Consider the following 23,616-nt stretch of genomic DNA (forward strand, 5'->3'; position numbering starts at 1 on the left):
TCCGGTGGTACTCACCAACCGGCAATGCCGCCGCGTAGTGCCAACACCTGATCCTGAGCGATCAGCGCTTCTAGCAGAAAATAGCTCGCACAGGCTGATTCGACCAGTTGCTCCTGATCTGGCCCGATTCGGTACAAGTGGCCGACGAAGCAGCCCTGCTGCACCGGAGCGGACAGCAGCGTGGCAAGTTGCCGGCAGGCCTGCTCGCGCCAGTGGTTCAACCCCGGCAGGCACTGCCACAAGCGCAGCAGCGCCAGCGACGCAATCGCTACCGCGCAGGGGTCGGCCTCTTCGGCCTTGAGCGTGCCCTGGCCGGCAGCCTGGCCCCAGCGCCGGATCCAGTACTCACAGGCCTCGCGTGCCGGCTCGGCATAAGCCCCGCCGTATAAGCCGACCGCTTCTGCCAGACCTAGCATGGCCCAGGCCTGCCCACGCGCCCACTGCCCGGCCGGGCCCTGCACGACCCAGCCTTCGGCGTGCCAGCGGGCATGGCTGGCCCACGCGCCAGACCCGGTCCGCAACGTGCGCAGGCACAACTGCAGGTGGCTGCGGGCCATGGCCATCTGCTCGGGATCGCGCTGCAGGTGCATCAGCGCCAGGGTTGGTGCCAAGGCGTCGATATCCAGGCTCAGCTGGCCTTTGTCGCCTGCGCCCATGCCGGGGCCCAGCGGCCAGCCGCCGAGGTCTGGGCGATAATCCCGGGCCAGGGTATTTGCCGCGCGGCAAGCCAACTGGCGTGCGTCGTTGGCTGCGCTCAGGCGGCCGCCAAGCGCGGCGCCGTACCAGAATACGAAACTGCGATTGACGCTCGGTTCGTCCAGTTGAGCGGCCAGTTGCCGGCTCCAGAACGAGGCCTGGTCGAAGTCCTCACTAAGCTCGGTGAGTGCCGCACGGCGCCACCACAGCGCCGCCCAGAAGCCGCCAAGCCAGGAGCCGCGGCGGGACAGCTTCCACTGTTTTTCCCGCGCCAGGCGGTACAGTGGAAATTGCTCGCCGCACTGGCGTGAAACCGCCTCCAGCTGCTTGAGCAGTGCGTTGATCGTGGCGTGGCGTTTACGCTGTTCCGGCATGCTTGCAGGCCTCCTCGGCACGGCGCGCACGGTACAGGCTGCGGCACAGCGCAGCCCCTGCGCAGAGGGCGACGAGCAGCAACGACCACGCTGCAGAAAAACCACCTGGCTGGCGCAGCAGCAGGCCGAATAGCGGTGGGCCGAGCGCGATACCGCCAAAGAACCCCAGCGACAGCATGCCTGCGCTGCTCGCTGCAGCGCCGAAACGTGGCTCGCGCAACAACATGCTCATCGCCACCGCATTGCTCGCCACCAGGCTCAGGCCCATACCGCTCACGCCTGCCCACAGCGGCCAGTGGCGCCCCGCTGTGGCCTGCTGCATGACCAGCAGCGTAACCAGGGCAAATAGGAACAGCCCGCCCAACAGCACTGTTTCGTCCTTCAGGCCAGCGGCCAGTGGGGTCAACAGCAAGCGCGAAAGGATGCCCATCAGACCAAACACACTGACCATCAGGCCGATGGCGGCAGGATCGACGCCAAGGCTGTTGGCATACACCCCGAAATAGCTGATGAAACCCGACAGGCACAGCCCGGCGCAGGCCTGAATCGCCATCAGCCGCAGCAGCCAGCCGTTGGTTCTGATCAGGCGCAGCGGTGGTTTTGGCCCTGCCGCCGGCGGCGGGATGCGCAAGGGCACCAGCATCGCCAGCAATACGGCCAGCGGCACCCAGCAGGCCAGTGCCAGACGCCAGCCGAGCCAGGCGCTGAGGGGCGGCAAGGCCAGCCCGGCGATCAGCGCCGATGCCTGGACGCCAGCCTGCTTGAGGCCCACCAGCTTGGCCTTGGGTGCATTGGCAGTGAGGGCGATGGCCTGGTTGGTAGCGGGGTTGGCCAGCGCCTGGGCAATGCCACAGAACAGCAGCGCGATGACCACGCCAGCGAAGCCAGGCAGCACCGCCATCAGGCTGAACGACAGCGCCACCAGCAGGAACAGCGCCATCAAACCTGCGCGCGAACCGATCCGCTGCACCAGCGTGCCAGCCCATGGCGACAGTACTGCCGCCAGGCCAAAGGCACTGGTGGTCAGCCAGCCCAACTGATCACGGCCGATACCGAGTTCGGCAATCAATTGTGGTCCGAGCACGCCGAGGGCGTAGAACACCATCATCGGCAGGCCCATGGCGCAGATCAACAGAACGGCCAGTGGCGCGTGCTTGCTCATGGCGCCACCTTGTCCAGGCTCAGCGACGGCGAGCGGTAGTCGAAAGTACGACCCGGCGCGGTAGCGCTGAGCAGGTCGCGGCCGAGGTTGCTGATCAGCGCGTCGTCGGTGCCATCAAGGATGTGGGTCGTGCGCGCACAGCGATAGATCCCGGATAAAGGCGACAAGTCACTGAGGCCCTCGGCGCCCATGATCTGCACTGCCGAATCGACCGCAGCGGACAGTGCCTCGGATGCCGCCAGCTTGGCCAGGTTGACCTCGATGGCATTGGCCTGGCCACGATCGAACTTGTCGGCAGCATCTTCGAGCAGGCCACGGGCCGCAGCGATATCGCGAAACACCCGGTAGACCCGCGCGCGCACCAGCTGCTTGTCGGCCAAGCGCGCCAGCTCGCCGCGGGGCGAATGCACCCGCTTGCACAGGTCGTCGAAACAGCGCTGGGCCAGGCCCAGCCAATGCGCAGCGCGCAGCAGGCGGCCAAGGCCGAGCCGCTGTTGCATCAGCGCGATGCCCTGGCCGGCTTCCCCGAGCACATGCTCAGGCTCGACGCGCACGTCCTTGAACAGCAATTCGCCCTGGCCTTGCTGACGCCCAAGCAGGGCCAGCGGGCGCACCCACTCGAAGCCTGGGCTGTCGGTGGCGACCAGCAGCATCGACAGCGACTGCTGCAGCGGGCCATCGCCAGTGCGCGCGATAACAGTGGCGAAGTCGGCCCGGCCGGCCCGGCAGATGAACCACTTGCGGGCGTTCAGCGTCCAGTGATCGCCCTGCCACTGGGCGTGGCTGGTCATGGTTGCCGGGATCGAGCCGATGCTATCCGGCTCGGACATGGCGTAACACGGCACCCGCTCACCGCGCAGCAACGGCAGCAGATAGCGTTCGCGTAGCTCGGCGTTGGCATGGCGGCTGAGCATGTAGGCGTCGAGGCTGGCATCGCCGCCCAGAATCGCCGGCGCGAACTCGCTGCGGCCCTCTTCAGCTGCGATGGGCAGATACTCGCGCAGGGTCAGCGACCGTCGACCATCAGCGTGCGGGTAGAAATTACCGAATACCCCGGCGGCCTTGGCTTGGTCCTGCAGGCTGGCTGCGAGCGTGGCGGCGGCCGCATTACAGGCGCCCAGTTCAAGCTCGCGCGGCAGAATGTGCTGCTCGACGAAGCTGCGTACGCGCGGCGCGAGTTGCAGCTGGTCAGGATTGATTGGCATGGCTCAGCCCACCTGCCGTACGGGTTCGGTGAGCCCAGCGGCATCTTCGGCAAGCGCGCGCTTGTCGATCTTGCCGGCAGGAGTCAGTGGTAGATGGCGGTAAAAGCGCAGGTACTCTGGGAGCTTGTTGACCTCCAGGCCCTGCTCGCGCAAAAAGCTGCTGATGTCAGCCAGGGCGAAGCGCTGCGCACCGTCGCGCAGGGTTACGCACAGGCACACGCGCTGCCCCAGGTCGGGGTCAGGCACCGCCACGCAGGCCACGGTGACCACATCAGGGTGAGCCATGACCAGGCCTTCGATCTGTACCGGGCTGATGTTGGCGCCGCCGCGGATGATGATGTCTTTCTTGCGCCCTGCCAGCACCAGGTAGCCCTGGGGGTCGATAAAACCGAGGTCGCCAGTCTTGACCCAACCCTCCGCATCCCGGTAGCGCTCGTCGAGCTCGGGTGCGTTGACGTACTGCATCGGGCTCAGCGGTCCGCGCGCGGTGATCTCGCCGACATCGCCCTGGGGCAGCTCATGGCCGAGGTCGTCGACAATGCGAATTTCACATACCGCAGGGTTCGGTTTGCCAACGCTGCCCAGCACCACCTCGATGGGGTCGTCGAGGGTGTTGTGGCAGTTCACGCCGTCGGCCGAACCATACAGGCTGATGAAGCCGCAGCCGAAGTTTTCCGTGCAGCGCAGCACCGTCGCTTCATCGATCAGCGAGCCCCCGCAGATCAATCCGCGCAGGCTGGACTTGTCGATGTTGGCCAGGGCGGGGTCGGCGGCAATTCGCTGAAGCATGGTCGGCACGCCGAGAATGAAGCTTGGGCGCAGTTGCTCGATCGCCTTGATCGCTTCAGTGACGTCGAAGCGTGGTAGCACCACCAGCGATCCGCCCAGCCAGCTCAGTACACCAAAGGTTGCGGTCGAGCCGAATGACGAACCCAGCGGAACCAGGTACAGCCCGCGAAATGCCGCACCGTCGTCGCTGATACGTTGCAGAAACCGGCCGCGGCCCCCCACCAGCGCATTGTGTGAATAGGCTACCAGCTTGGGTTCTGACTCGGTGCCGGAAGACACCAGCAAGCGTACCGGCGAGTCTGGGCAGACTGCGCACAGGCTGGCCAGCGCCAATGGCGGCTGGGCGAGCAGCGCGTCCAGCGTCGACCACCCGGCGCGCGGCGCGCCATCGACGATCAACACCCGCAACGAGAGCAGGGTCGGGCGCAGCGACTCGATCACTTCGCACAGGTCGATGTCGGCATAGCTCTGCGGCACGATCACTGCGCGCGCATCACAGCGGCGCACCATGGCCTGGATATCGAGCTTGCCACGTCCTGGCGGGAACGGCGCGACAATGGCGCCCAGCGCGGCCACCGCCAGGTCAATGGCACAGCAGCGCCAGCTGTTACTCAGCTGATAGGCGACCACGTCGCCGGCGACGATGCCCGCCTGGCGCAAGCTGTTGGCCAGGCGCAGGGCGGCGTCGAGCAGTGCGGCATAGCTGATGTTGCCCTCTGGCGACAACACGGCAGCTTTGTCAGGTGCTTGCGCAACCCGCGCGCGGAACAGGCTGAATACATCCTGATTGGGGTAGCTGCCGTCTTCAGCCCAGCGGCGGCGGGTATGCAAAGGGACCAGGTCGATGATGCCGGCAGTATTCATGTGAAACTCCACGGAGATTGGACAGATCGATAGGCGCGTTGGCCCAGGCTTGGCGCCAGGCGCGGGTCGGCAGCGAGTACGGCAAGGTCTTGATGGGCGATGCTGGCGGGGACGCCGGCTTGTTGGCAGGCATCCAGCCAGTCTTCGCCGCTGGCGTCAGCCAAGCGCTGCGGCAGGTGCCGTGGATCAGGCTCGGCACCCAGCACTTGGGTCAACGCCTGGTACTGCTGGCGGGTCTGGCAGTCGATCGCGAGCAAGCCATCGGCGGTGGCGAACACACCTTGCAGCAGGCTTGTCGCAAGCGCGCCGCTGTCGCGGTCGAGCAGCAGGTCGGCAGCGCCTAGCAGAGAGCTGTGCAACTGGCTGCCGTGGCCATGCAGCTCACGTTCGAGCAGCGCGGCGCAGATCCCTTGGGCGCTGATGACTCCGCCGAGGACATCGAGTGCGGTAAACAGCGTACCGCCCCGTGTGCCGGAAGCGCTGGCAACGCGTGCTGCCACCCCTGACCAGGCTTGCACGGTGAAGTCGGTGCCCGGCGCGTCGACCTGCGCTGCACCCCAGCCGCCGGCATAGGCGTGTATCAGAGACGGTTGGCTGGCATGCAGGTCAGCTGCATCCAAGGCCAGCTCGGCAGCCTTGCCCGGGGCCCAGTTGTGCAGGAAGACGTCGGCGTCGGCGCACAGTGCATGGATCTGTACACGGCCTTGAGCCGACTTGATGTCCACTTCAATCACCTGCTTGCGATGGTTGAGGGCATCGAAGCGCACCGAGCAGCCGTCGGCGCAGGGCGGCATGCTGCGCAGTGGATCACCGCCTGGCGGTTCGAGACGGATCACTTCGGCGCCAAGCAGCGTCAGCAGATGGCCGGCCAGCGGGCCTTGGATCCGGCGGCACGACTCCAGCACGCGAATGCCTTGTAGCGGCAGCGTGGCGGGTGCCTGGCGTGGGCCGGGCACGGCGGCGGGGCCGTGCTGCATCTGCCAGGGCGCAGCCGCACTGGCCGGGTAATCGGCATCGGCGTAGCGCTGCGCCGGGCTGCGCAGCACCACCAGCGCCACGCCGCAGTCTGCCGCCATCGCCCGAATACGACCCAGCGGCAGCCGTGCCAGGGCGTCCAGGCACTCGGCCGGCATCGGCGCGACCGCACGGGCATAGCGCAACAGAAACTGCTGCCAGGCCCGACCGGCAATCGCATCGCTGACCTGCAGTGCAGTCCAGAAACGGCGCCACGGTTGGCTGTCGAGGGTTTCTAGCTCGAACAGCACACCCTCGGCGGAAACGAACGGTGGCCGGGCAAGGGCGTCATCCTGGCCTGGCAGCAGCTGTTCTGCCTCGTCGGCAGCGGTTGCGCCGGCGAGGTACTGGCCGATGCTGAGCAGGGCGCCGCCGGCCGGGGCCAAGCTGACATCAGTGAAGGCGCCGCCGCGCAGTTGGCCAACGGCGGCGGCCAGAGTGCCTTGCCAGGCCAGTGCGGCGTTGATGCTGGCGAGGTAATTCACGCCCAGAGCCTGCGGCCTGCCACTGGCGCGGCCGTGCACCGACATGAGACCACAGGCGGCCTGGAGCGTGAACTCGGTAGACAGCTCCAGAGGCAAGGCGGGCAAGCCCACCAGGCGGCTCTGGAGCGGACGTAGATCGGAATGCAGCAGTTGCAGCGCCGGGCTGTCAGGCTCGGCCTGGCTGTCCTGATGGCGCAGGCCCAGGCACTCACCGTGGCGCGCCAGTGCCGCGCTCAGGCTCTGCCACGCGGGCAGGCAGGCGCCGCTGCGCCAGGCGAAGCCGCCTTGTTGCAGAATACGGGACATGTGGGGGTTACCTTGGAGTAGGGCGGTGGTGCCAGGGACTGCGTGCTGGGGCCGATTTCAGCCGCCGGCCACGGCCGGCAGCACGGTAAGGCGGTCGCCTGCGGCGATCACTGTGGCGAGGCCGTCGGCGAAGCGGATGTCGTCATCGTTGACGTAGATATTGACGAAGCGGTGCACCTGGTCGTCGTGCACCAGGCGTCCCTTGATGCCTGGGTAACGTTGGTCGAGCTGGTCGATCAGCTGGCGCACTGTCTCGCCTTGCGCTTCGACTTTTTTCTGGCCTTCGGTAAGGGGACGCAGCAGGGTTGGGACCATGACTGAAACCGACATGTGACTCTCCTTGAAAGGGTGCTGTTGGGTCAGCCATGTGTGGCTGACCGGGTTCATTCCTGGATGGCCAGGTGTTCTTCGAAAACCCGCCCGGCGACGATGCGAAAGCTGCGCAGTGCGTGCCTGGCTGCGGGCCAGGTCGAGACGATCAGGTAGTGCAGCTCAGGGTCGCTGGCGTGGGCGATGTCATCGCGGCTCGGCCAGGCTTCGCTGGCCGTGTGCGAGTGGTAGATCACCCGGCATTCCTCATCACGCTCGTCGAGTTCGCTCCAGACCCGCAGTTGCTCGCGCGAGTCGAAGCTGAACCAGGTCGGCGAGGCCGCCTGATTGCGCATCGCGACAACGCGATGGGCCAGCGCCGAGCCGCTGGCGGCAGCGACCAGGCCGCAAGCCTCGAGCGGGTGTTCGGCTGCGGCGTGGCGGCGGATCTGCTCCAACGCCTCGCGGGTAATGCACAGTGGCATGGCTGCGCCCTCAGTAGCTCGGCAGCGCCGGGTCGACTTCGCGCACCCAGGCCAGTACGCCACCGTCTAGATTGCGCACCTTGTCCAGCCCCAGCTTGCGTAGGTCACTGGTCACCGCCTGCGAGCGCACCCCCGATTTGCAGGTGACCACCAGGTCAGTGTCGCGGCCAAAACGCTCGACGATCTGTGCGGCCAATTCGGCGGTCTTGGGCATCAGCAGGGCGCCGTCGATGTGTACGATGTCCCACTCGGTCTGTTCGCGCACGTCGATGATCACCGGTGCCTTGCCGGCGTCCTTGAGCGACTTCAGTTGCAGGCTGCTGATCAGCGGCACGCTGTAGTCGTGATCAGGCTTTGCCTGACCAAGACCACAGAACGCCTGGTAGTCGCTCAGGGCGGTGACCGCCTGGCGATCACGCAGCGGTCGGATGCGCAGTTCGCGATAGCTCATCTCCAGCGCGTCGTAGACCATCAGGCGGCCCAGCAGCGGCTCGCCGATACCGGTCAGCAGCTTGATCGCCTCAGTACTCATGATTGACGCGATGGCTGCGCAGAGCACGCCGAGCACGCCGCCTTCGGCGCAGGAAGGTGCCAGCTCGGGCGGTGGAGGCGCTGGATACAGGTCGCGGTAGTTGAGCCCACGGCCGTCCGGGGCATCCTCCCAGAACACCGAGGCCTGGCCTTCGAAGCGGAATATCGAACCCCATACGTAGGGTTTGTTGGCCAGGATGCAGGCATCGTTGACCAGATAGCGCGTGGCGAAGTTGTCGGTACCATCGAGGATCAGGTCATAGCGCGAGAACAACTCGACGGCCATCTCAGGTTCGAGCCGGTCATTGTGGGCAATGACCTTGACCAGCGGGTTGAGCCGGGCAATCGCCTGGCGGGCGCTCTCGACCTTGAGCTCGCCGATGCTGTCGACGGTGTGAATCACCTGGCGTTGCAGGTTGGATTCGTCGACCCGGTCGAAATCGATCACGCCCAGGGTGCCAATGCCGGCAGCAGCCAGATAGAGCAGAGTCGGCGAGCCCAGGCCGCCGGCACCGATCACCAGCACCTTGGCGTTTTTCAAGCGGCGCTGGCCGATCACTCCGAGGTTGGGGATCAGCAGATGACGGCTGTAGCGGTTGATTTCTTCACGCGTGAGCTCGGCACCGGGCTCGACCAGCGGCGGTAGGGTGGTCATATCGCTTTCTTCCATTCAGTAGATACGAACTGGAACCATTTTCAATTGTGCCGGGGGTGGATTCAATCCACTCAAGGAGGGCTTTTGTATGAGCCTGGGTGAAAAACCTATGCAGAGTGCTGAAGCGCTGCGGCGGCCGCCTGCGCATTTGCTGTGCACTGCGGCCGCCGCGCCTGATTCAGGACTCGAAGGTCGCCAGGTCGGCGCAGCTGCTGGCAAACGCCTGCAGGAAACCCTCTGCTTCAGCCATGCTCAATACCAGCGGAGGCTGGATGCGCATCACCCGGTTGTTGTTGGCGGTGACGAAGGTGAGGATGCCGTGTTCCTCTGAGAGCTTGGTCATCAGGCGCAGTACGAACATGTCTTCCAGGCTCTGCTCGAGCTCGACCATGGCCGCCTGCAGATGCTGGCGAGCCTTGCTCGAAAGCATGCGGTAGGTGGCCGCCGGCTGCCCCGGAATCCGCCCTGCCATCTCCCTGACCAGTGCCTCGATGGCGCCGCTCATGTCGTTGTGAAACTCGATCGCCAGCATCAGCCCGCGGCCGCGCACCGCCTTGATGAACGGGTAGCGCGCGGCCACCTGCTGCAAGCCTTGCTGCAGGTGCGCGCCGACCCGTGCGGCATTGCCGGTGAGGTCCTCCTGCTCGTGCACATCCAGCGCCGCCAGTGCCGCGGCTGCCGCGAAGTTGTTGCCGCCGAAGGTCGAGGTGTGCAGGGCGAAGGTGTCGATGTCGCCATAGGCGCGGCGCCACACCGCCGCGCTGGCCAACGTCGCGCCGATCGGGACGAGGCCGCCGGACAGCGACTTGGACAGCACCATGATGTCTGGCGCAGTAGCCTCCCAGTTGCAGGCGAAACGTTTGCCGGTGCGGCCCAGACCGGTCTGGATCTCGTCCAGAATCCACAGGCAGTCGAACTCGTCGCACAGTGCACGCACCCCGGCCAGATAACCCTCAGGCGGCAGGATCACGCCCCCTTCACCCTGAATCGGCTCACAGATGAACGCCGCGACGTCGCCCTTGGCCAGCCGCTCGCGCAGGGCTGGCAGGTCACCGAACGGCAGGCTGTCGCAACGTGGCAACAACGGTTCGAACGGCGTACGGTGCTTGGCCCGGCCGGTCACTGACAGCGCGCCGAGGGTCTTGCCGTGGTAGCCGTTGTCGCAATACACCACGCAGCGCTTGTCGCTGGCTGCCAGGGCCAGCTTGAGCGCGGCCTCGACCGCCTCGGTGCCGGAGTTGCTGAAAAACACCCGGCGCAAATCGCCGGGCGCGAGCTCAGCAAGGCGCTTGGCCAGCAGGCTGGTGTGCAGCGGCGCCGACGAGTACTGGATGAAGGTTGGGAACTGCTCTTGCAGATAGCGCTGCAGAGCCTGGCTGATCGCTGGATGGTTGTGTCCCGCATTGAGGCAGCCGTAGCCGGCGACGAAGTCCAGGTAGCGGCGACCGTCCAGGTCGGTCAGCCAGCAGCCTTCGCCGTGGCTGAACACCCGTTCGATGTGGTTGAACCGATAGAACTCACGCAGCACCGGATTGATGTGTTCGCCAAAGCTGTTGAGCACTTCCCGGCGCAGGCTCAGTGGGTCATCGCGGCTGTCACTGGCGCGCACCGGCCGCTGGCCATGATGGTGGCGGCGCAGGCGAGCGAAGTCATCGACGCCGAGGGATTCGCCGTCGCTGGCCATCGGCGAAGGCGTGAAGCCATGACGCGCGGCGATCTCGCCGATTTCGAGGACCTTGTCCACCGGCAGCTCGCGACCAATCGAGAACGCTTCGGCGCGGCCTTCGAGGGCAAGGATAATGGTTTCGGCCAGGCAGCCGTTCATGCTGCGTTTGGGCTCAAGGCCCATGGTGCGCATGCCTAGATGCACCGCCTGGCTGGCCGAGACCAGACCGCCGTCGACCAGCAGAATGTCGCTGCGGGAATGGGCAACGGTCATGACGTCCTTGGGCAGTGCGGCATCGATCACCACGGAGCCTGGCAGCAGCCGACGCGGGTCGATCAGGCCACCGCTGGAGGTCGCTGCCACGTAGAAACGCACATTCGCATAGCAGTCTTCGACGCTGTCATGCAGGCTGACCTGGGCGTGGTAGCGGGCCGGCAGGAACTCCAACTGTGCCTGTGCCTGGCGCGGGCTACCGCGGTGCACCAGGCGCAACCGGCAGCCTTGCTCGGCAAGCAGGCGTGCCACGGCCAGGGCGATCGAACCGGGGTAGCCGAGGATCGCCACTTCGGCGTTCTCGGTGGCTACGCCGACCAGTTCGAGGCTGTCCAGCAGATTGATGTAGGCGGCGTAGGCAGTCAGCGAATTACCGGTAGTGACAGCTACGTCGGCCTGCTCCATGGTGGCTACGCCGCGGTTGCCGACAATCGCTGTGAAGCCGCCCAGGCCAACCAGCTCGGCGCCTTCGGCCTTGAGCGTATTGACCCCCTGCAGCACCCGTTCGGCGATGGCGCGGGGCTGGCGTAGCATCTGCTCGGCGGTCAATGGCATGAACTGGAGGATCCCCGAGCACTCGGCACCGCTGGCGCTGACGATGCGGCCGAAGTCGACGAACGGCACCAGGTTGCGCTGGCGCCAGCGTGCGCTGCTGTAGCCCCAGGCTTGTTCGCCCAAGGTACGTTCAAGCATGTTGACCAGCTTGACCTGATGCAGCAGGCCGGTGGAGGTGGGGTGAGCAATGAATCCGAATTTCATCAGAGGGTCTCTGTGTTGAGGCGGCTCCAGGCCGTTTCGGAGACCAGGCTCAAGCCATCGCCCTCCGAATTGTGGCCAAGCCAGACGTCGAAGAAGTTGAGCCGGCCAGGGGTGGTGAGGGCCTGGCGCAGGGTGGTCGGGCAGAACTGCAGGAGGCGAGCGCGGCACACGCTGATAGGGCCGAAAGCCTGCTCCTGCCAGAGTGGGCCGTCGGCGACCGGCACATTGACCTGAGCGGCGCCGTGGCAGGCGTAGCGTTTATCCAGGTAGGTCTGGATCATCGACAGCACGCCATTGGCCAGGTACATCACGGTGACGTTGCGCTGGCTGCCATCGGCGCTGCCGGCCAAGGAGATTGCCAGGCGCTGTTCGATGTCCGGCACCAGTGCCCGCGCGCCGTCGCCGATGAAGGCGAGCACGTGCTGGCGGTTATTGACGGCGATGTAGGGTAGCGACATCAACGCATCGCCCATCAATGCCCGGCCGTACCAACCGGAAAAGCCAGCATCGGTGCGGGGCAGGTTGCGCATCGCCGAGATGCTGCAGCGACCGACGTCATACACGCCGGTGTAGCGATAACCGTCTGCCTCGATCAGTTCGGCCAGCAGCTGGCCAAGCCGGTGAAAGAAGAAGTTCGGCGTCATCGGCAAGGTTTCGATCTGGTCGCTTGGCAGCGCCTCACGGGTGCGTTGCAGCTGTTGCAGGCGCTCGCGCCGGGCCTTGAGCAGCGCTGGCGGGACTGCCAGGTGCTGTTCCAGATAATCAAGCAGGGTGGTCAGCGGCAGGTCCACCGCCAGCTCGGTGAAAGGCGCAATGTGCTCGCGGCGCCGGTTGACCTGAGCGATGTGGAACAGGCGCTTGAGGCGGCCCTCGGAGTAGGGCGTGGCTGACTGGTCGATCTTGCTTTTGATGAAAAACAGCCAGGGCTTGCCATGCTCGGTCTCGGGTTGTTCGAGGAAGGCATGGATGCGCCGGCTGAAGCCGTACATCGACAGCGGACCAAGATAGTTGAGCACCGGCTCCTGATCGGCATAGGCGGTGACGCTGCCAGGCGCGATGATGCTGTCGGCCAGCGCGATGCCACTGCGTTGGGCCAGGGCCATGACCCGCTGGCGCTCGCACTCGGTCAGCCTGCCGCACTGCCAGAGGATGCCTGCGGGTTCGTTGTTGAGTACCTCGAGCACCTGCGCCAGGGCCGCCTGCTGGCCAGGGTCAAGCGATTGTGCAGGCGTTGCAGCAGCTGCCAGGTGTTGCTGTGGGCCGGTGTCGACTCGCGATTCGAGTACCGCCTGGGTGGCGAACAGGAAGGTCGGCGCGGGTTGCCCGTCAAGCGCGGCAAAGGCGGCCTCGACGCAGCTGCGCGATTGCTCCGGGCGCTGGATGAAACGCTGCCACAGGCCGCGTGCGGCAATCACCTGATGACCGTCGTTGTCGTTGTCCACAGTGCCCTGGAAGGCGTACCAGACGCTTGCCGCCGAGTCCGCGCAGATCACCAGCCCCGGCGCCCCGGCACGCTTGAGGTTGGCCAGCGTGCCGCGCATCTCGTCGAGCATCCCCGAGGTCATCACGATCACGTAGGCGCGTCGGTACAGTTGCCAGCCGGCCATGGCGCTGACGGCCAGGGCGTGCTCGTTGCTGGCGGTATGGAAACCGCAGCCACTACCCTTGAGCAGCGCGCCCATGGAGTCGATGAAGCCTGCAACCATGGAACCGGTGAAGAAGTGGCAGTCCCATTGCCCGGCCCAGCGGGCGTTCATGCGTTGCTGGATATCCCGGGCCAGTGCCACCGGTTCATTCGATTGCAGTGTGGTGCGGGCCAGCATGCGGTTGAAGTAGGCGTGTTCAAGGTGATCGACAAACAGCCGCAACAGATCAGCCCGGCGCAGCGCCTGTTCGGCGTGTGGCACCCTCAGCAGGCGGTTGCCGCCAAGCCGGTTGAGCCAGTGGCCAAGATCGTCTGCGTTACACAGCAGCAGCGCAGAGCTGGGCGAACGTTTGGCATGGGGCTGGGCTGCGAGCAGTTCGAGCAACGGGTCGCTGGCTGGTTGCGGCGCCAGCTGGCGCGTATCGAACAGCACATAATCGCTGTCGCTGGCATGCTCGCTGTGCAGGGCCGAGCGTGCCGCCTCGGCATTGCCGAATACCTGCAGATCCAGATACAAGCCATGGCTCTCGGCATGCTCGCGAACGTACGCCTGAGCCTGCTCGGCGACCTGCCGGTACAGGCACTGTGGGTCGTTGTCCGGCCATGACTGGCTGGCGGCGGGAGTTTCGTGGCCTAGCCAGTGGTTGAGCCGATCCAGCACAGCTTGCACATCGTCGCGCAGCGCGCTGTCGGCGCTGACCAGGCAGATGCCGACGGTTTGCTGCTTCATGCTTTGCCCTCGCTGATGCAGCGAGCCAGGCCCGCTGCGGTGTGACGCTCGCTCGCCAGCACAGCGGCGGTGCTGCCGGCGATGCTGTGACGCACCCGCCAGGCCAGCAGCAGCGCCACCAGCAGACCTGCGCTGAGGCAGGCCAGCATGCCGTGCTGGCCCAGCCGATCAAGCAGCAGCCCGGCGGCAACCGGCACAGCCAGACGGCTGATGACAAACAGGCTGGACTGCAGGCCGTAGTCGCTGGCAGTGTTGCCGCGACGGCTGAAGCACAGGGTCAGGCCGAACATCAGCGCGGACACCGCGCCCATGCTTGCCGCGAGCAGCAGCACGCTGGCGGTCAGCCAGGCAGGCCCCAGTCGCAGCCATACGCTGACGGTCAACAGCAGCAGCGCCAGCAGGGCGGCGAGCAGGTAGCACAGGATCGCCCGGGCCGTGCCAAGCACCGGTATCAGCCGGCCAAACAGCAGGCTCGATATGGCGCCCGTGGCGCCGCCGGCGATTCCAACCAGCCAAGCTACCTGTTCCATGGCCATGCCCTGATCAAGCATCAACGGCTTGAGGTACAGCCAGGCGGCGCCGATGAACGGGAACGCGCTGAGCAACACCCAGCTCCATTGGCGTGCACCGGGCTGAGCGAAGAAACTCATCCACTCGGCGACCAGGCCAGGTGGCTCGACAGGTTCGCTGGTAGCCGCCTGTGCCCGTTTGCGCAAGACCAGCAATGGCAGCAGGCCCAGTACCAACGCAGCGGCCATCAACAGAAACGGCGCCTGCCAGCCCAGCCGGGACTGAACCAGCAACATCGCGCCACCACCTACGATCGCGCCGATGAACAATGCCGCCGAGCGAATGCTGCCGGCGCGCAGCTGTTCGCTGCGTGGCAGCCACTGCACGGCCAGGGCGTTCAGCGGGATGTCCATCCAGGTGGCGATGATGCTGATGGCGAAGGTCATGGTGAACAGCGCCAGACGCTGTTCGATCAGGTCATGCCGACCAATCAGCCAATACAGGGCCAGCAGCAGGGCGCCGAGCAACAGCATCCAGTGCACCAAATGTCCGTTTCCCAGGCGCATCCGCTGTACCGGTACGGCGAGCAGGAACTTGAACACTGCCGGCAGCCCAGCCAGTTGAAACAGGCCGATCTCGGTGCCACTCCAGCCGTACTGGCGCATTACCAGCGGCATGCCGAACATCAGGTAGATGCTGGGCACCGCCAGCGCCAGGTTGAGCCAGCCAAACAGCAGTTGCAGGCCGGCGATTCGAGTGCGATTCATCACGTTATCCCTGAGGTCTGCGAGCGATGACGGCGTTCACCGGGGTGACCGGAAAACGCAGCCCGTTGAGTTGCTGTACCGCGCTGAAGCCTGCGCCCTGAAGCAGGTGCGCCATTTCACCCTCGGCCAGTACGTGGCGCCCTTGCAGGCGCATGTGCAGGTAGTACGGCAGGACCTGCGCTGCCGCAGCGCGCTCGCTGGGCACCTCGGCCTGGCAGCACACCAGCAGCCCGCCGGGGCGCAGGGCGGCGTGCAGGCGGCGCAACATGGCGGGCAGGTTGTGGACAAAGTGCAGCACCGACGAGCACCAGATCAGGTCGAAGCCGCTGCCGATGTCGTCGTCGTTGAGGTCGCCGCCAAGCGCCTGCAAACGCTCGCCAAGCCCGGCGCGCTGGATGTTGTCGTCCGCCACGGCGGCCGCCTCGGGGTACTCGAAGACCACTCCGGTCAGGTTCGGCAAGCGTTCGGCGAGTGCGATGGCGACCAGCCCCGGCCCCCCGCCGAGGTCGAGCACACGTTCCAACTGGGCGCATTCGGGCAGGCGCTCGATCAGCGCGCAGGCCAACTCGGTGGTGACTGCGCGTTGCTCCTGAGCGATCTGCAGGCGAGCGGCGTTGGCCCAACTGCGAGCGATCGCCTGTGGGCTGGCGGACGGCGTCGCCATACCGTTGCGCAGGTAGTCGCCGAGCTGGCTGCCGGTCTGGCGCAGTACCTGATGGCGGAACAGCAGGGCATCGCCGCAGTAGTCGTCGGCCTCGGCCCGCAGGTGGCGTTCGGCGGTGGGCAGGTTGCGATACAGCGCAGGCTGCTGCTCGTTGCGCTCGAGCAAGCCCTGGCACCACAGCAGCTCCAGCAGATAACTGGTGGCTTGCTGGTCCAGTGCCAGCGCCTCTGCCGTGTGCCGGGCACTGGTGAACTGGCGCAACTGGTCGAACACGCCGTACTCAAGGGCTACCCGCAGGGCATCGGCGCCAAGGCCGCCCAGTTGCAGGTCCCAGCAGGCCTGGAGGGGGTGACTGCTACGCAGGTCCTGGTAGTTGCAAGTCATCGTTCACCCGCTGGGTTGCTCAGGTGCACGCGGCAGCAGTGTGGCTTCGCAGATTGAGGCACGGTAACTCCCTGTAGTGGCCGCTTGTATGAAACGAAACAAGGCATGGCCGAATCACTGATAAAGGTGATATATATTAAATGAGAATCATTCAGTATAAGTATGCGAGTCGGAGCCGTTCCTATGCGACGCGAGCTCGCGGACCTTCAGGGAAGTCAGCATGAGCACATTGAAAGGGAGTTGCCGTCTCGGTCTGGATCAAGCGCGCGAGCGCAGCGTGTTGGCTGATGGGCGCCTGCGCATGCAGCTGAGCGAGGACCTTGGCCAGTGCCACTCCGAGCTGTTGCAGTTGGAGCGGGGCCTGTCACTGGGGCGCTTGCATTACCACCCGCTGCGCCCCTTGATCGAAGAGACCTGCGGCCCGCATGACGGCCATGTGATGGTGGTGACGATTGGCTTGCAGGGTAAATCGGGGTTCACTGGCAAGGATGGCAACCACCTCGCTTTCGAGGCTGGCCACACCACCATCACGGCGTTCAAGGCGACCCCCGGCGAGCGCCGCTATCAGGCCAATCAAACCGCCTCGCAGCTGCGCCTGGTGATCGATGAGCAGACCCTGTGCAAGTACGTCGGCGAGGAGCGGGCGGCGCAGGTGCTGGGTACCGGGCATCTGCATCGCCTCGACTTTCGCCCAAGCTCGCAAGCCGCGCAGGCGCATGCCGCGGCGTTGGTGCGCTACCTGCAGCCAGGCCTGCTGAACCCGGCCAACCGCCTTGATCTGCACATCCATACGCTGAGTCTGTTGGCCGAACAGTTCAATCTGCTGGCGCCGCAGGACAGCATCAGCTCGGCGCTGAGCAGCAGCGACGTCGAGCGCATCGAGCGTGCGCGCAACCTGCTCTGCGAGCAGTTGCATCAGCCTCTGACGGTCGAGTACTTGGCCACGGCGGTGGGGATGAACGAGCACAAGCTCAAGGAGGGTTTTCGTCACCTGTTCGACTCGACCCCGGCGCGCATGCTCCTGGACATGCGCATGCGCAAGGCGATGACCCTGCTCGAGTCCGGCCAGCAAGTGGCCCAGGCCGCCTGGCAGGTGGGCTACAAATATCCGAACAATTTCACCGTGGCTTTTACCCGCTACTTCGGCCGGGCGCCGAAGTCGATTTTCGGCAAGAAGCGCTAGCGACGTGGTCGGGCTGTGCGCATAGATTTTTGTTGTTTTCGCATATCAATCTAAACGAGATTCATTTGCATTTATCGTTAGTATCACTGCGCCGCGAGTCAGCGGCCATGAAACTGCCATGTCACGATAAATACAGGTCTCGCCATGTCTTTGCTCACCCCACCGCCATCGCCAATGCGCCTCAAGCCATTGGCGTGGTCGATCCTGCTGACACTGTCCAGCCCAGCAGCACTGGGCGAGGAAAACGCCCCAGGAGCTCAGGCGCCCGCGCCGAATATGGGCGCCATCGAGATCGAGCTGCCGGCAGGTTTCGAGGATGAGCTGAGCAGGCCAGGTACTTCGCAGCAGGGCCTGCAGGTGCTGGAGGCGTTGGAGGTCAAAGGTGAATGGGAGGACCAGACCGAGAAGGGCGAGAACGACGTTTACCGCAAGGACGTCTCCAACGTTTATGTCGGCAAGGAAGACATCGAGCGCTACAAGGGCACCAGTGTTGGTGACCTGTTCAAAGGCTTGAATGGCGTCTACAGCGGCGAGTCACGCAACAGCGGCGCGCTTGATCCGAACATTCGCGGCATCCAGGGCGAAGGGCGGATCCCGGTTACCGTGGATGGTACCGAGCAATCGACCTCGGTGTGGCTGGGCTCGGCAGGGGTCTCCAACCGCAACTACGTCGATCCGAACATGATCGGCGGCATCTCGGTGGAGAAAGGGCCATCGCTGACCGCTGGGGTCAAGAGTGGCATCGGTGGCTCGGTGGAGATCCGCACGCTGGACGCCGAGGATATTGTGCGGCCAGGCGAGACCTATGGACTCGAGCTCAAGAGCGAAACCGCCAGTAATTCGGTAGCGCCCAATGAAGACGGCATGCGCAGCTTCGGCCGCGACTACCGCGATATCGAAGGCGCGTATACCGGCGGCACTTCCGTTTATTTCGCCAATGGCGGCGGCACCCGTTACACCCCGCATACCGACTCACGGGCGAATGATTTCGACTTCGAGGACAATGCCTACCGCATTGCCGCAGCGACCCGCCAGGACAATTTCGACCTGCTTGGCGCTTACAGCTATCGCAAAAAGGGGAACTACTTCAGCGGCAAGAAGGGCAGCAAGCGTTACGAATCCGAAAGCGGTTATGAGGGCGTTACAGCGGAAAATGCGCCGGTAGTGGGCGACACCTCCGCCAACTACCTGGCCAGCTTCTACAACCCGGGTGGCGAGGTAGCGGGCACGTCCAACGAGATGCGCACCACGCTGCTCAAGGGCACGCTGTACTTGCCTGATGAGCAGCGCATCAAACTCTCTTACATGCACAGCGATCTCGAGTTTGGCGAAACCATCCCTTACATGATCAACGAGGTCATCAAGCAGGTCCCCAGTGGCAGCAATTTTGGTTTTCAGCTGCCGTACAGTGAAGTCAAGCAAGACACGTTTTCAATCAATTACAGCTGGAGCCCTGAAGATAATCGCTGGGTCGACCTCCAGGCTGGTTTCTGGCTGACCAAGAGTGACTCCAAGCGCTACCAGAATGGCGAGCAGATATATGCCATCAATGGTATTGACGGTAGGGGCGATGCCGCCTGGGACAACTATGTGCAGTGTCGCTACAGCCTGTTCGGCTGCAATGGCGATAGCGCCATGCCGGACAAGTTAGCCAATACCGACGGGCGCTTCAACTTGTTCTCGCGCGCGCTGCAAGTGACCCAGCACGACCGTTGGGGGGTGACACTGGGTAATAAAATGCAATTGACAGACAGTTGGATGCTGACGCTGTCCGGGGACTTTAGCAAAGAAAAGCTGGAGCAGGGCAACAATCTCGATCAAGAGAGTGGTGGTGTAGTTGCCTACGCCATCAACTACTTGGGACCGCGCGGCGGCAGGCGGGAGCAGTATAACTTTAGTTTTAATAACGAGTGGGCTGCAACGCCGTGGTTGACGTTTACGGCGGGGGCGCGTTACAGCGATTACAACTCGTTCGATACGACGCTGGATGAGAATCGCAAAGGGCAAGTTGAAGGTTGGGGTGTTAACAGTTATCAGACCATCCGTGACTTTGGATATGTCAAGCTGCTCAGCGACGAAGAGGCCAAAAATTATGAAGCCTCGGTGAGGGACATGGTGGAGAGTTGGGGGTTGGACAACCCAGCTGAAATTGAGGAAGCTGTTGCCGGCGAACTGGCGAATGCTACTGTAGATGGAGTTTATTACGGTCCCGTCGAGGTGGCGCAGGTTCCGCTCAAAGGCACGCGGTTGGACAGCAGTGCAAATCCATTCACCAACGGCACCATTAACTTTAGTGAACAGGTAGCCAATGCTCAAGGCAGTGGCCGCACGGTTGCCCGTTATTTGAAAGCGCCCTCAAGCGGTGGGGTATACCAGCAGATACCCGAGGATGAGCGTTGGGCCAAGCCGAAGAAACGCAGAGACAGCGCTTGGGCGCCGATGGCAGGGGTGACCCTCAAGCTGAGTGACAGTGCCAGGGTGTACGCAAGGTATGTCGAGTTCATTCGCTTTCCCACCATCTACGAAGACACTCAAGCGTTCTCGGGTAGCCGTTCAAGCATCACATCCAATCAGCCGAGTCCAGAACATGCGTATAACTGGGAAGTCGGTTACGTTCAGGACCTGCTAGGGTTTGTACCCGAGTGGAGGAACGCGGATTTTCGCATCAATTATTATAAGAGTGAGATCAAGGATTATATCGACAGGGACTTCTCCTACAATATTATCCAGTATGAAAAAAAGCTGCTGTCAGGCATCGAGTTGCAAACACGCTTTGATACCGGTAAGTATTTCAGCAGTTTTGGTGCCAGCTATCGACTGGATCAGCGCCTGTGCGACAAAGACATGGCCAGCACCGTTGATCCCTATTATGGGCGGGTCAAGGAGTGTGTAACCGGTGGCTTCCCGACGACGTTCTCCAGGACCAGCTTGCAGCCTCACTATTCTTTGAACCTGGACAGCGGCATGCGCCTGTTCGATGAGCGCCTGGAGATCGGCGCACGCATGGTCTATCACAGCAGCGCGAAGAACAAGGAAGAGGCTAAGTGGATCAAGCAGAATCTTGATATGGTCAAAGGCATCAATCAGCCTTACGAGTGGCACCCTATTTGGGTATTCGATACGTATGCGACGCTGCATATCAATAAGAATATTGATGTCGACTTCGGCGTCAACAATATAACCAATCGATATTATCTTGACCCGTTGGCGCGCACGGTCATGCCAGCGCCCGGGCGCACGCTCAAGATGGGGCTGACTGCACGTTTCTAGATTTTTTGCTGTTTTTGTAAAACAGCGTTGTTCATAAACTATGACAAGGAGAGTGTTGTGAAAAAACTATTTGTAATGACAGCGTTGTCGTTGGTGACCTCCGGTGCATTTGCCGCTACGGTCAGCGGTGGTTCCTCTTCGACTTATGTGCAGACACTGCCTTCGAACTTGATGGCAGTAGGCACAGCGGGTATCGCTATGCCAACGGTAGCCGGCGCTACCGCGAACACCTCAGCCGTTGTCAGCTTCAAGGCAGGGCCTATTGCTCAAACCAATGCGCTTCTCAGCGGCTATGGCACCACCTCGGCGCTCATCACCAACCCCGGTACAGGCGTAATTACCTCGCAGACCTGGAAAAACAAGGCTGCCTACAATACCGAGGTTTATGCCTATCGCCAGATCGCAGCGCCGTCCCCCGGCTTCCCGCAATTCGGCGGTGAAGTCATCGCCAAGGTATCGGGTGCCGAGGTGTACTTCGGCGAGTGGGCGCCAGCCAAGAGCGGTGCTCAGCCGACCAACAGCACTGACCTGAACCTGTCGCATGCCAACCGTACGGTCTGGTTCGTTGGCGAAAATCCAACTACCAGCATGCCGGCCTTGGTCAATGCCAAGTACAACGTCGTGGGCATCAACCAGTACAACCCAGGTACGGCCGCCGGCGTGACCAGTGGTGTGCTGACCGCCAACTATGGCAGCGGCTCCGGCACGCTGGCGGGTAGCGTAGGATCTATCAACTTCGCGGGCACTACCATCGCAGCCAATGGGTCATTCGCTCGTTCCAATCAGATCAAAGGCCAGTTCTACGGCAACAACGCCGAGGCCCTGGCGGGTATCTACACCAGCGGCACCACCAAAGTCGCCTTCGGCGGCGCCAAGCAGTAATACCCCTGTGTAACGGAGGGGGCGCTGCGGCGCCTGCCTCCACTTTTTTGTCCCTGTCCCTGGATCGATCACCATGCTGCCGTCCATGCGGGTGCACGTCGCCCTGCTGTGTCTCTCGACCTTGTTCTCCCCCGTACTGCTGGCCGACGATGACGACACACGTCTGTTGCTGAACAAGATTGACCGCCGCGCCGAGGCGCGGGAGCGGGCCAACCTGGGCGCACCGGACCCGGCCGAGAACGACGCTTCGCTGATCACCATCGAGGGGCAGACGTACAACGTGCAGAACAGCCTCGCAGACCTCGGCCCGGCTATCTATGTGTCGATCAACCTGCAGCAGTGGAGCAAGGTGCGCCAGTTTGTCGAGCGCTATCGGCAACTGCCCGGGCACGAACAGGCATTGGTGGAAATGGCCGAAGGCCTGATCGATCGCCAGGCGCGCAGGTACAAACAGGCGATCGCTCAACTCCGCCGCGCCGATCAACTGCAGTCCGGCTTCGTCCGTGCCCGTCTGGAGCTGGCGCGTACGCTGTTCGAAGACAACCAGACCGCTGAAGCCGAAGCGTTGTTCGCTGAGGTCGCCAGTGCTGAAGTGCCCGAGGCGGTGCTCGAAGTGCTTGGTCAGTACCGCAGCGCCATCGACAGCCGACGCGAGTGGCACGGCTCGGCATCGCTGGGGTTTGGCTACAACAGCAATATCAACCAGGGCAATGGCATGCTCACCACCACCCAGGTGTGCACGATTTTCTTCGAGTGCTTTGATTACTCGCGGCAGATGCCCAAGCCGATCAAGTCAGCCAGCACGGTCTATGACGTGGCTGCCGAGCGACGCTTTCAGCTGGCTGGTAACCACCACCTGCTGGTGCGCGGGCTGAGCTATGGCAACAGCTATGACAAACATAGCGAAACGCAGCAGAACCAGACCTGGTACGACGACAACACCAGCGTGCTCTACGCCGGCTACAACTTTCAGAGCGCGCTCAACGATGTGTCGCTGACGCCGTTGTTCGAAAACTACTACAGCGACCACCACACCAAGTACCAGGCCAGCGGCGTACGCGGCGAATGGAAGCACAACCTGAGCAACCGTCTGCAGCTCAGCCTGCAGCTGCAGAACAAGTACTTTCGCTTTCAGGGTGAGCAACGCGATTATTTCGATGACTACGACGAGCGGCAGGTCGGTACTTCGCTGTCGTACATGCTCGATCCACGGACCCTGGTATTTACCGGAGTGACCTATACCCGGCGCAGCCAGGATGCCGCCAGCGCCAGCAACCGCGAGTACCTGGCCAGCCTCGGCGCTTATCACAGCTTTGATGCCGGCGTGAACCTGAGCGTCGTCGGGCTCTATCGCAAGACCCGTTATGACCAGCCGGATGCGTTTCTCGGCGGCTTGCGCAAGGATCGCCAGCAGATCTACATCGCCACCCTCAGCGTGCCGCGGCTGGCGTTCGCCGGCGTAGTGCCGAGCCTGTATGCCAAACGTACGGTGACTGACAGCAGCATCGACTGGGCCTACGCGTATCGCCAGAGCGAGGTGGCGCTGAAATTCGAGAAGAGTTTTTGAGCGGGGAGGGCTGCTCCGGCCAGTGAAGGCGGGGCATGAAAAATCGCAGGCAAGAAAAAACCCACTAGCAAGCTAGTGGGTTTTTAATTTGGTGCCCAGGAGAAGACTCGAACTTCCACGACCTTGCGGTCACTGATACCTGAAACCAGCGCGTCTACCAATTCCGCCACCTGGGCACACTGTCAAGATTAGAGGATGCTTTACAACATCGCTTATCTCAACTACAACGGCGGTGTCCGTCGTTGTGGTGCGCACTATACGGACGCCATTGGGGGCTGTAAAGCCCTCGTATCAAAAAAAAAGTAAAAAACTCAACACGTTGATTCTGTTGAGCTTCCCTCGCCAACAAGACTGTCAGACGGGGGCTGTCCAACGACGACATTTCCGGTTTCAATAGGCCTATGCCAAACTTCTACTCTATATATACCAAGGTGAACCCCT

At 63.3% G+C, this 23,616-nt stretch carries 16 protein-coding genes and 1 tRNA gene; 4 read left to right on the forward strand and 13 right to left on the reverse strand.

The annotated features are described in order from the left end of the window. Positions 1-11: 11 nt before the first annotated feature. The 12 genes from IDM28_RS01640 to IDM28_RS01695 all read right to left on the reverse strand — a co-directional run bounded on the left by IDM28_RS01640 (position 12) and on the right by IDM28_RS01695 (position 16,273). Entirely contained in the window at positions 12-1,070 is a 1,059-nt protein-coding gene (locus IDM28_RS01640; RefSeq protein ID WP_188035223.1) for a glucuronyl hydrolase, read from the reverse strand. Beyond that, positions 1,054-2,232 (reverse strand): CynX/NimT family MFS transporter, encoded by a 1,179-nt coding sequence (locus tag IDM28_RS01645; RefSeq protein ID WP_188035224.1) that lies wholly within the window; start codon positions 2,230-2,232, stop codon positions 1,054-1,056. Before IDM28_RS01645 ends, IDM28_RS01640 begins: the two co-directional genes overlap by 17 nt. Continuing rightward, complete coding sequence (locus IDM28_RS01650) at positions 2,229-3,437, reverse strand: acyl-CoA dehydrogenase family protein (RefSeq protein WP_188035225.1); 1,209 nt, start codon at positions 3,435-3,437, stop codon at positions 2,229-2,231. The genes IDM28_RS01645 and IDM28_RS01650 overlap by 4 nt, the downstream gene beginning before the upstream one ends. A 3-nt stretch (positions 3,438-3,440) precedes the next feature. Next, positions 3,441-5,090 carry a class I adenylate-forming enzyme family protein gene (locus tag IDM28_RS01655; protein ID WP_188035226.1) on the reverse strand — a complete coding sequence of 550 codons (1,650 nt, stop codon included), beginning with the start codon at positions 5,088-5,090 and terminating at the stop codon, positions 3,441-3,443. Then, positions 5,087-6,895 (reverse strand): CoA transferase, encoded by a 1,809-nt coding sequence (locus tag IDM28_RS01660; protein ID WP_188035227.1) that lies wholly within the window; start codon positions 6,893-6,895, stop codon positions 5,087-5,089. The genes IDM28_RS01655 and IDM28_RS01660 overlap by 4 nt, the downstream gene beginning before the upstream one ends. Positions 6,896-6,952: 57 nt before the next feature. After that, a complete protein-coding gene (locus IDM28_RS01665; RefSeq protein WP_101315935.1) occupies positions 6,953-7,225 on the reverse strand; it encodes a MoaD/ThiS family protein in 273 nt (90 codons plus the stop codon). Positions 7,226-7,278: 53 nt separating this feature from the next. After that, positions 7,279-7,689 (reverse strand): Mov34/MPN/PAD-1 family protein, encoded by a 411-nt coding sequence (locus tag IDM28_RS01670; RefSeq protein ID WP_150571127.1) that lies wholly within the window; start codon positions 7,687-7,689, stop codon positions 7,279-7,281. 10 nt (positions 7,690-7,699) lie between these two features. Continuing rightward, positions 7,700-8,875, reverse strand: coding sequence for a molybdopterin-synthase adenylyltransferase MoeB (gene moeB / locus IDM28_RS01675; protein WP_188035228.1), 1,176 nt, complete (start codon positions 8,873-8,875; stop codon positions 7,700-7,702). 178 nt (positions 8,876-9,053) lie between these two features. Next, complete coding sequence (locus IDM28_RS01680; RefSeq protein ID WP_188035229.1) at positions 9,054-11,573, reverse strand: aminotransferase class III-fold pyridoxal phosphate-dependent enzyme; 2,520 nt, start codon at positions 11,571-11,573, stop codon at positions 9,054-9,056. After that, the gene (locus IDM28_RS01685) at positions 11,573-13,948 is read right to left on the reverse strand and encodes a thiamine pyrophosphate-binding protein (protein WP_188035230.1); all 2,376 of its coding nucleotides are present in this window, start codon (positions 13,946-13,948) and stop codon (positions 11,573-11,575) included. Before IDM28_RS01685 ends, IDM28_RS01680 begins: the two co-directional genes overlap by 1 nt. Then, complete coding sequence (locus tag IDM28_RS01690; RefSeq protein WP_188035231.1) at positions 13,945-15,225, reverse strand: MFS transporter; 1,281 nt, start codon at positions 15,223-15,225, stop codon at positions 13,945-13,947. The genes IDM28_RS01685 and IDM28_RS01690 overlap by 4 nt, the downstream gene beginning before the upstream one ends. Before the next feature lie 4 nt (positions 15,226-15,229). After that, positions 15,230-16,273, reverse strand: a complete 1,044-nt coding sequence (locus tag IDM28_RS01695) for a class I SAM-dependent methyltransferase (protein WP_150572877.1) — start codon at positions 16,271-16,273, stop codon at positions 15,230-15,232. A gap of 220 nt (positions 16,274-16,493) precedes the next feature. On the opposite strand from IDM28_RS01695, the gene IDM28_RS01700 reads away from it, so the two are divergent. From IDM28_RS01700 to IDM28_RS01715, 4 genes are all read left to right on the forward strand, one after another. Next, positions 16,494-17,456: a helix-turn-helix domain-containing protein gene (locus IDM28_RS01700; protein WP_101315949.1), complete on the forward strand. Its 963-nt coding sequence runs from the start codon at positions 16,494-16,496 to the stop codon at positions 17,454-17,456. A gap of 144 nt (positions 17,457-17,600) precedes the next feature. Next, entirely contained in the window at positions 17,601-20,726 is a 3,126-nt protein-coding gene (locus IDM28_RS01705) for a TonB-dependent receptor domain-containing protein (protein WP_188035232.1), read from the forward strand. Between the two features lie 57 nt (positions 20,727-20,783). Continuing rightward, complete coding sequence (locus IDM28_RS01710; protein ID WP_150571134.1) at positions 20,784-21,608, forward strand: Slam-dependent surface lipoprotein; 825 nt, start codon at positions 20,784-20,786, stop codon at positions 21,606-21,608. A 73-nt stretch (positions 21,609-21,681) separates the two neighbouring features. Next, the gene (locus tag IDM28_RS01715; protein ID WP_188035233.1) at positions 21,682-23,175 is read left to right on the forward strand and encodes a surface lipoprotein assembly modifier; all 1,494 of its coding nucleotides are present in this window, start codon (positions 21,682-21,684) and stop codon (positions 23,173-23,175) included. Between the two features lie 89 nt (positions 23,176-23,264). Here the strand turns inward: IDM28_RS01715 and IDM28_RS01720 are convergent. Beyond that, positions 23,265-23,351: transfer RNA gene (locus IDM28_RS01720), tRNA-Leu, on the reverse strand. Positions 23,352-23,616: the final 265 nt, after the last annotated feature.

This window comes from Pseudomonas sp. EZ-C24, from assembly GCF_014525325.1.
Classification (GTDB): Bacteria; Pseudomonadota; Gammaproteobacteria; order Pseudomonadales; family Pseudomonadaceae; genus Aquipseudomonas; species Aquipseudomonas shirazensis.

Coding starts and splice junctions, on each gene's coding strand:
- IDM28_RS01640 (WP_188035223.1), bottom strand. CDS start 1,070: ATGCCGGAACAGCGTAAACGCCACGCCACGATCAACGCACTGCTCAAG.
- IDM28_RS01645 (WP_188035224.1), bottom strand. CDS start 2,232: ATGAGCAAGCACGCGCCACTGGCCGTTCTGTTGATCTGCGCCATGGGC.
- IDM28_RS01650 (WP_188035225.1), bottom strand. CDS start 3,437: ATGCCAATCAATCCTGACCAGCTGCAACTCGCGCCGCGCGTACGCAGC.
- IDM28_RS01655 (WP_188035226.1), bottom strand. CDS start 5,090: ATGAATACTGCCGGCATCATCGACCTGGTCCCTTTGCATACCCGCCGC.
- IDM28_RS01660 (WP_188035227.1), bottom strand. CDS start 6,895: ATGTCCCGTATTCTGCAACAAGGCGGCTTCGCCTGGCGCAGCGGCGCC.
- IDM28_RS01665 (WP_101315935.1), bottom strand. CDS start 7,225: ATGTCGGTTTCAGTCATGGTCCCAACCCTGCTGCGTCCCCTTACCGAA.
- IDM28_RS01670 (WP_150571127.1), bottom strand. CDS start 7,689: ATGCCACTGTGCATTACCCGCGAGGCGTTGGAGCAGATCCGCCGCCAC.
- moeB (WP_188035228.1), bottom strand. CDS start 8,875: ATGACCACCCTACCGCCGCTGGTCGAGCCCGGTGCCGAGCTCACGCGT.
- IDM28_RS01680 (WP_188035229.1), bottom strand. CDS start 11,573: ATGAAATTCGGATTCATTGCTCACCCCACCTCCACCGGCCTGCTGCAT.
- IDM28_RS01685 (WP_188035230.1), bottom strand. CDS start 13,948: ATGAAGCAGCAAACCGTCGGCATCTGCCTGGTCAGCGCCGACAGCGCG.
- IDM28_RS01690 (WP_188035231.1), bottom strand. CDS start 15,225: ATGAATCGCACTCGAATCGCCGGCCTGCAACTGCTGTTTGGCTGGCTC.
- IDM28_RS01695 (WP_150572877.1), bottom strand. CDS start 16,273: ATGACTTGCAACTACCAGGACCTGCGTAGCAGTCACCCCCTCCAGGCC.
- IDM28_RS01700 (WP_101315949.1), top strand. CDS start 16,494: ATGAGCACATTGAAAGGGAGTTGCCGTCTCGGTCTGGATCAAGCGCGC.
- IDM28_RS01705 (WP_188035232.1), top strand. CDS start 17,601: ATGTCTTTGCTCACCCCACCGCCATCGCCAATGCGCCTCAAGCCATTG.
- IDM28_RS01715 (WP_188035233.1), top strand. CDS start 21,682: ATGCTGCCGTCCATGCGGGTGCACGTCGCCCTGCTGTGTCTCTCGACC.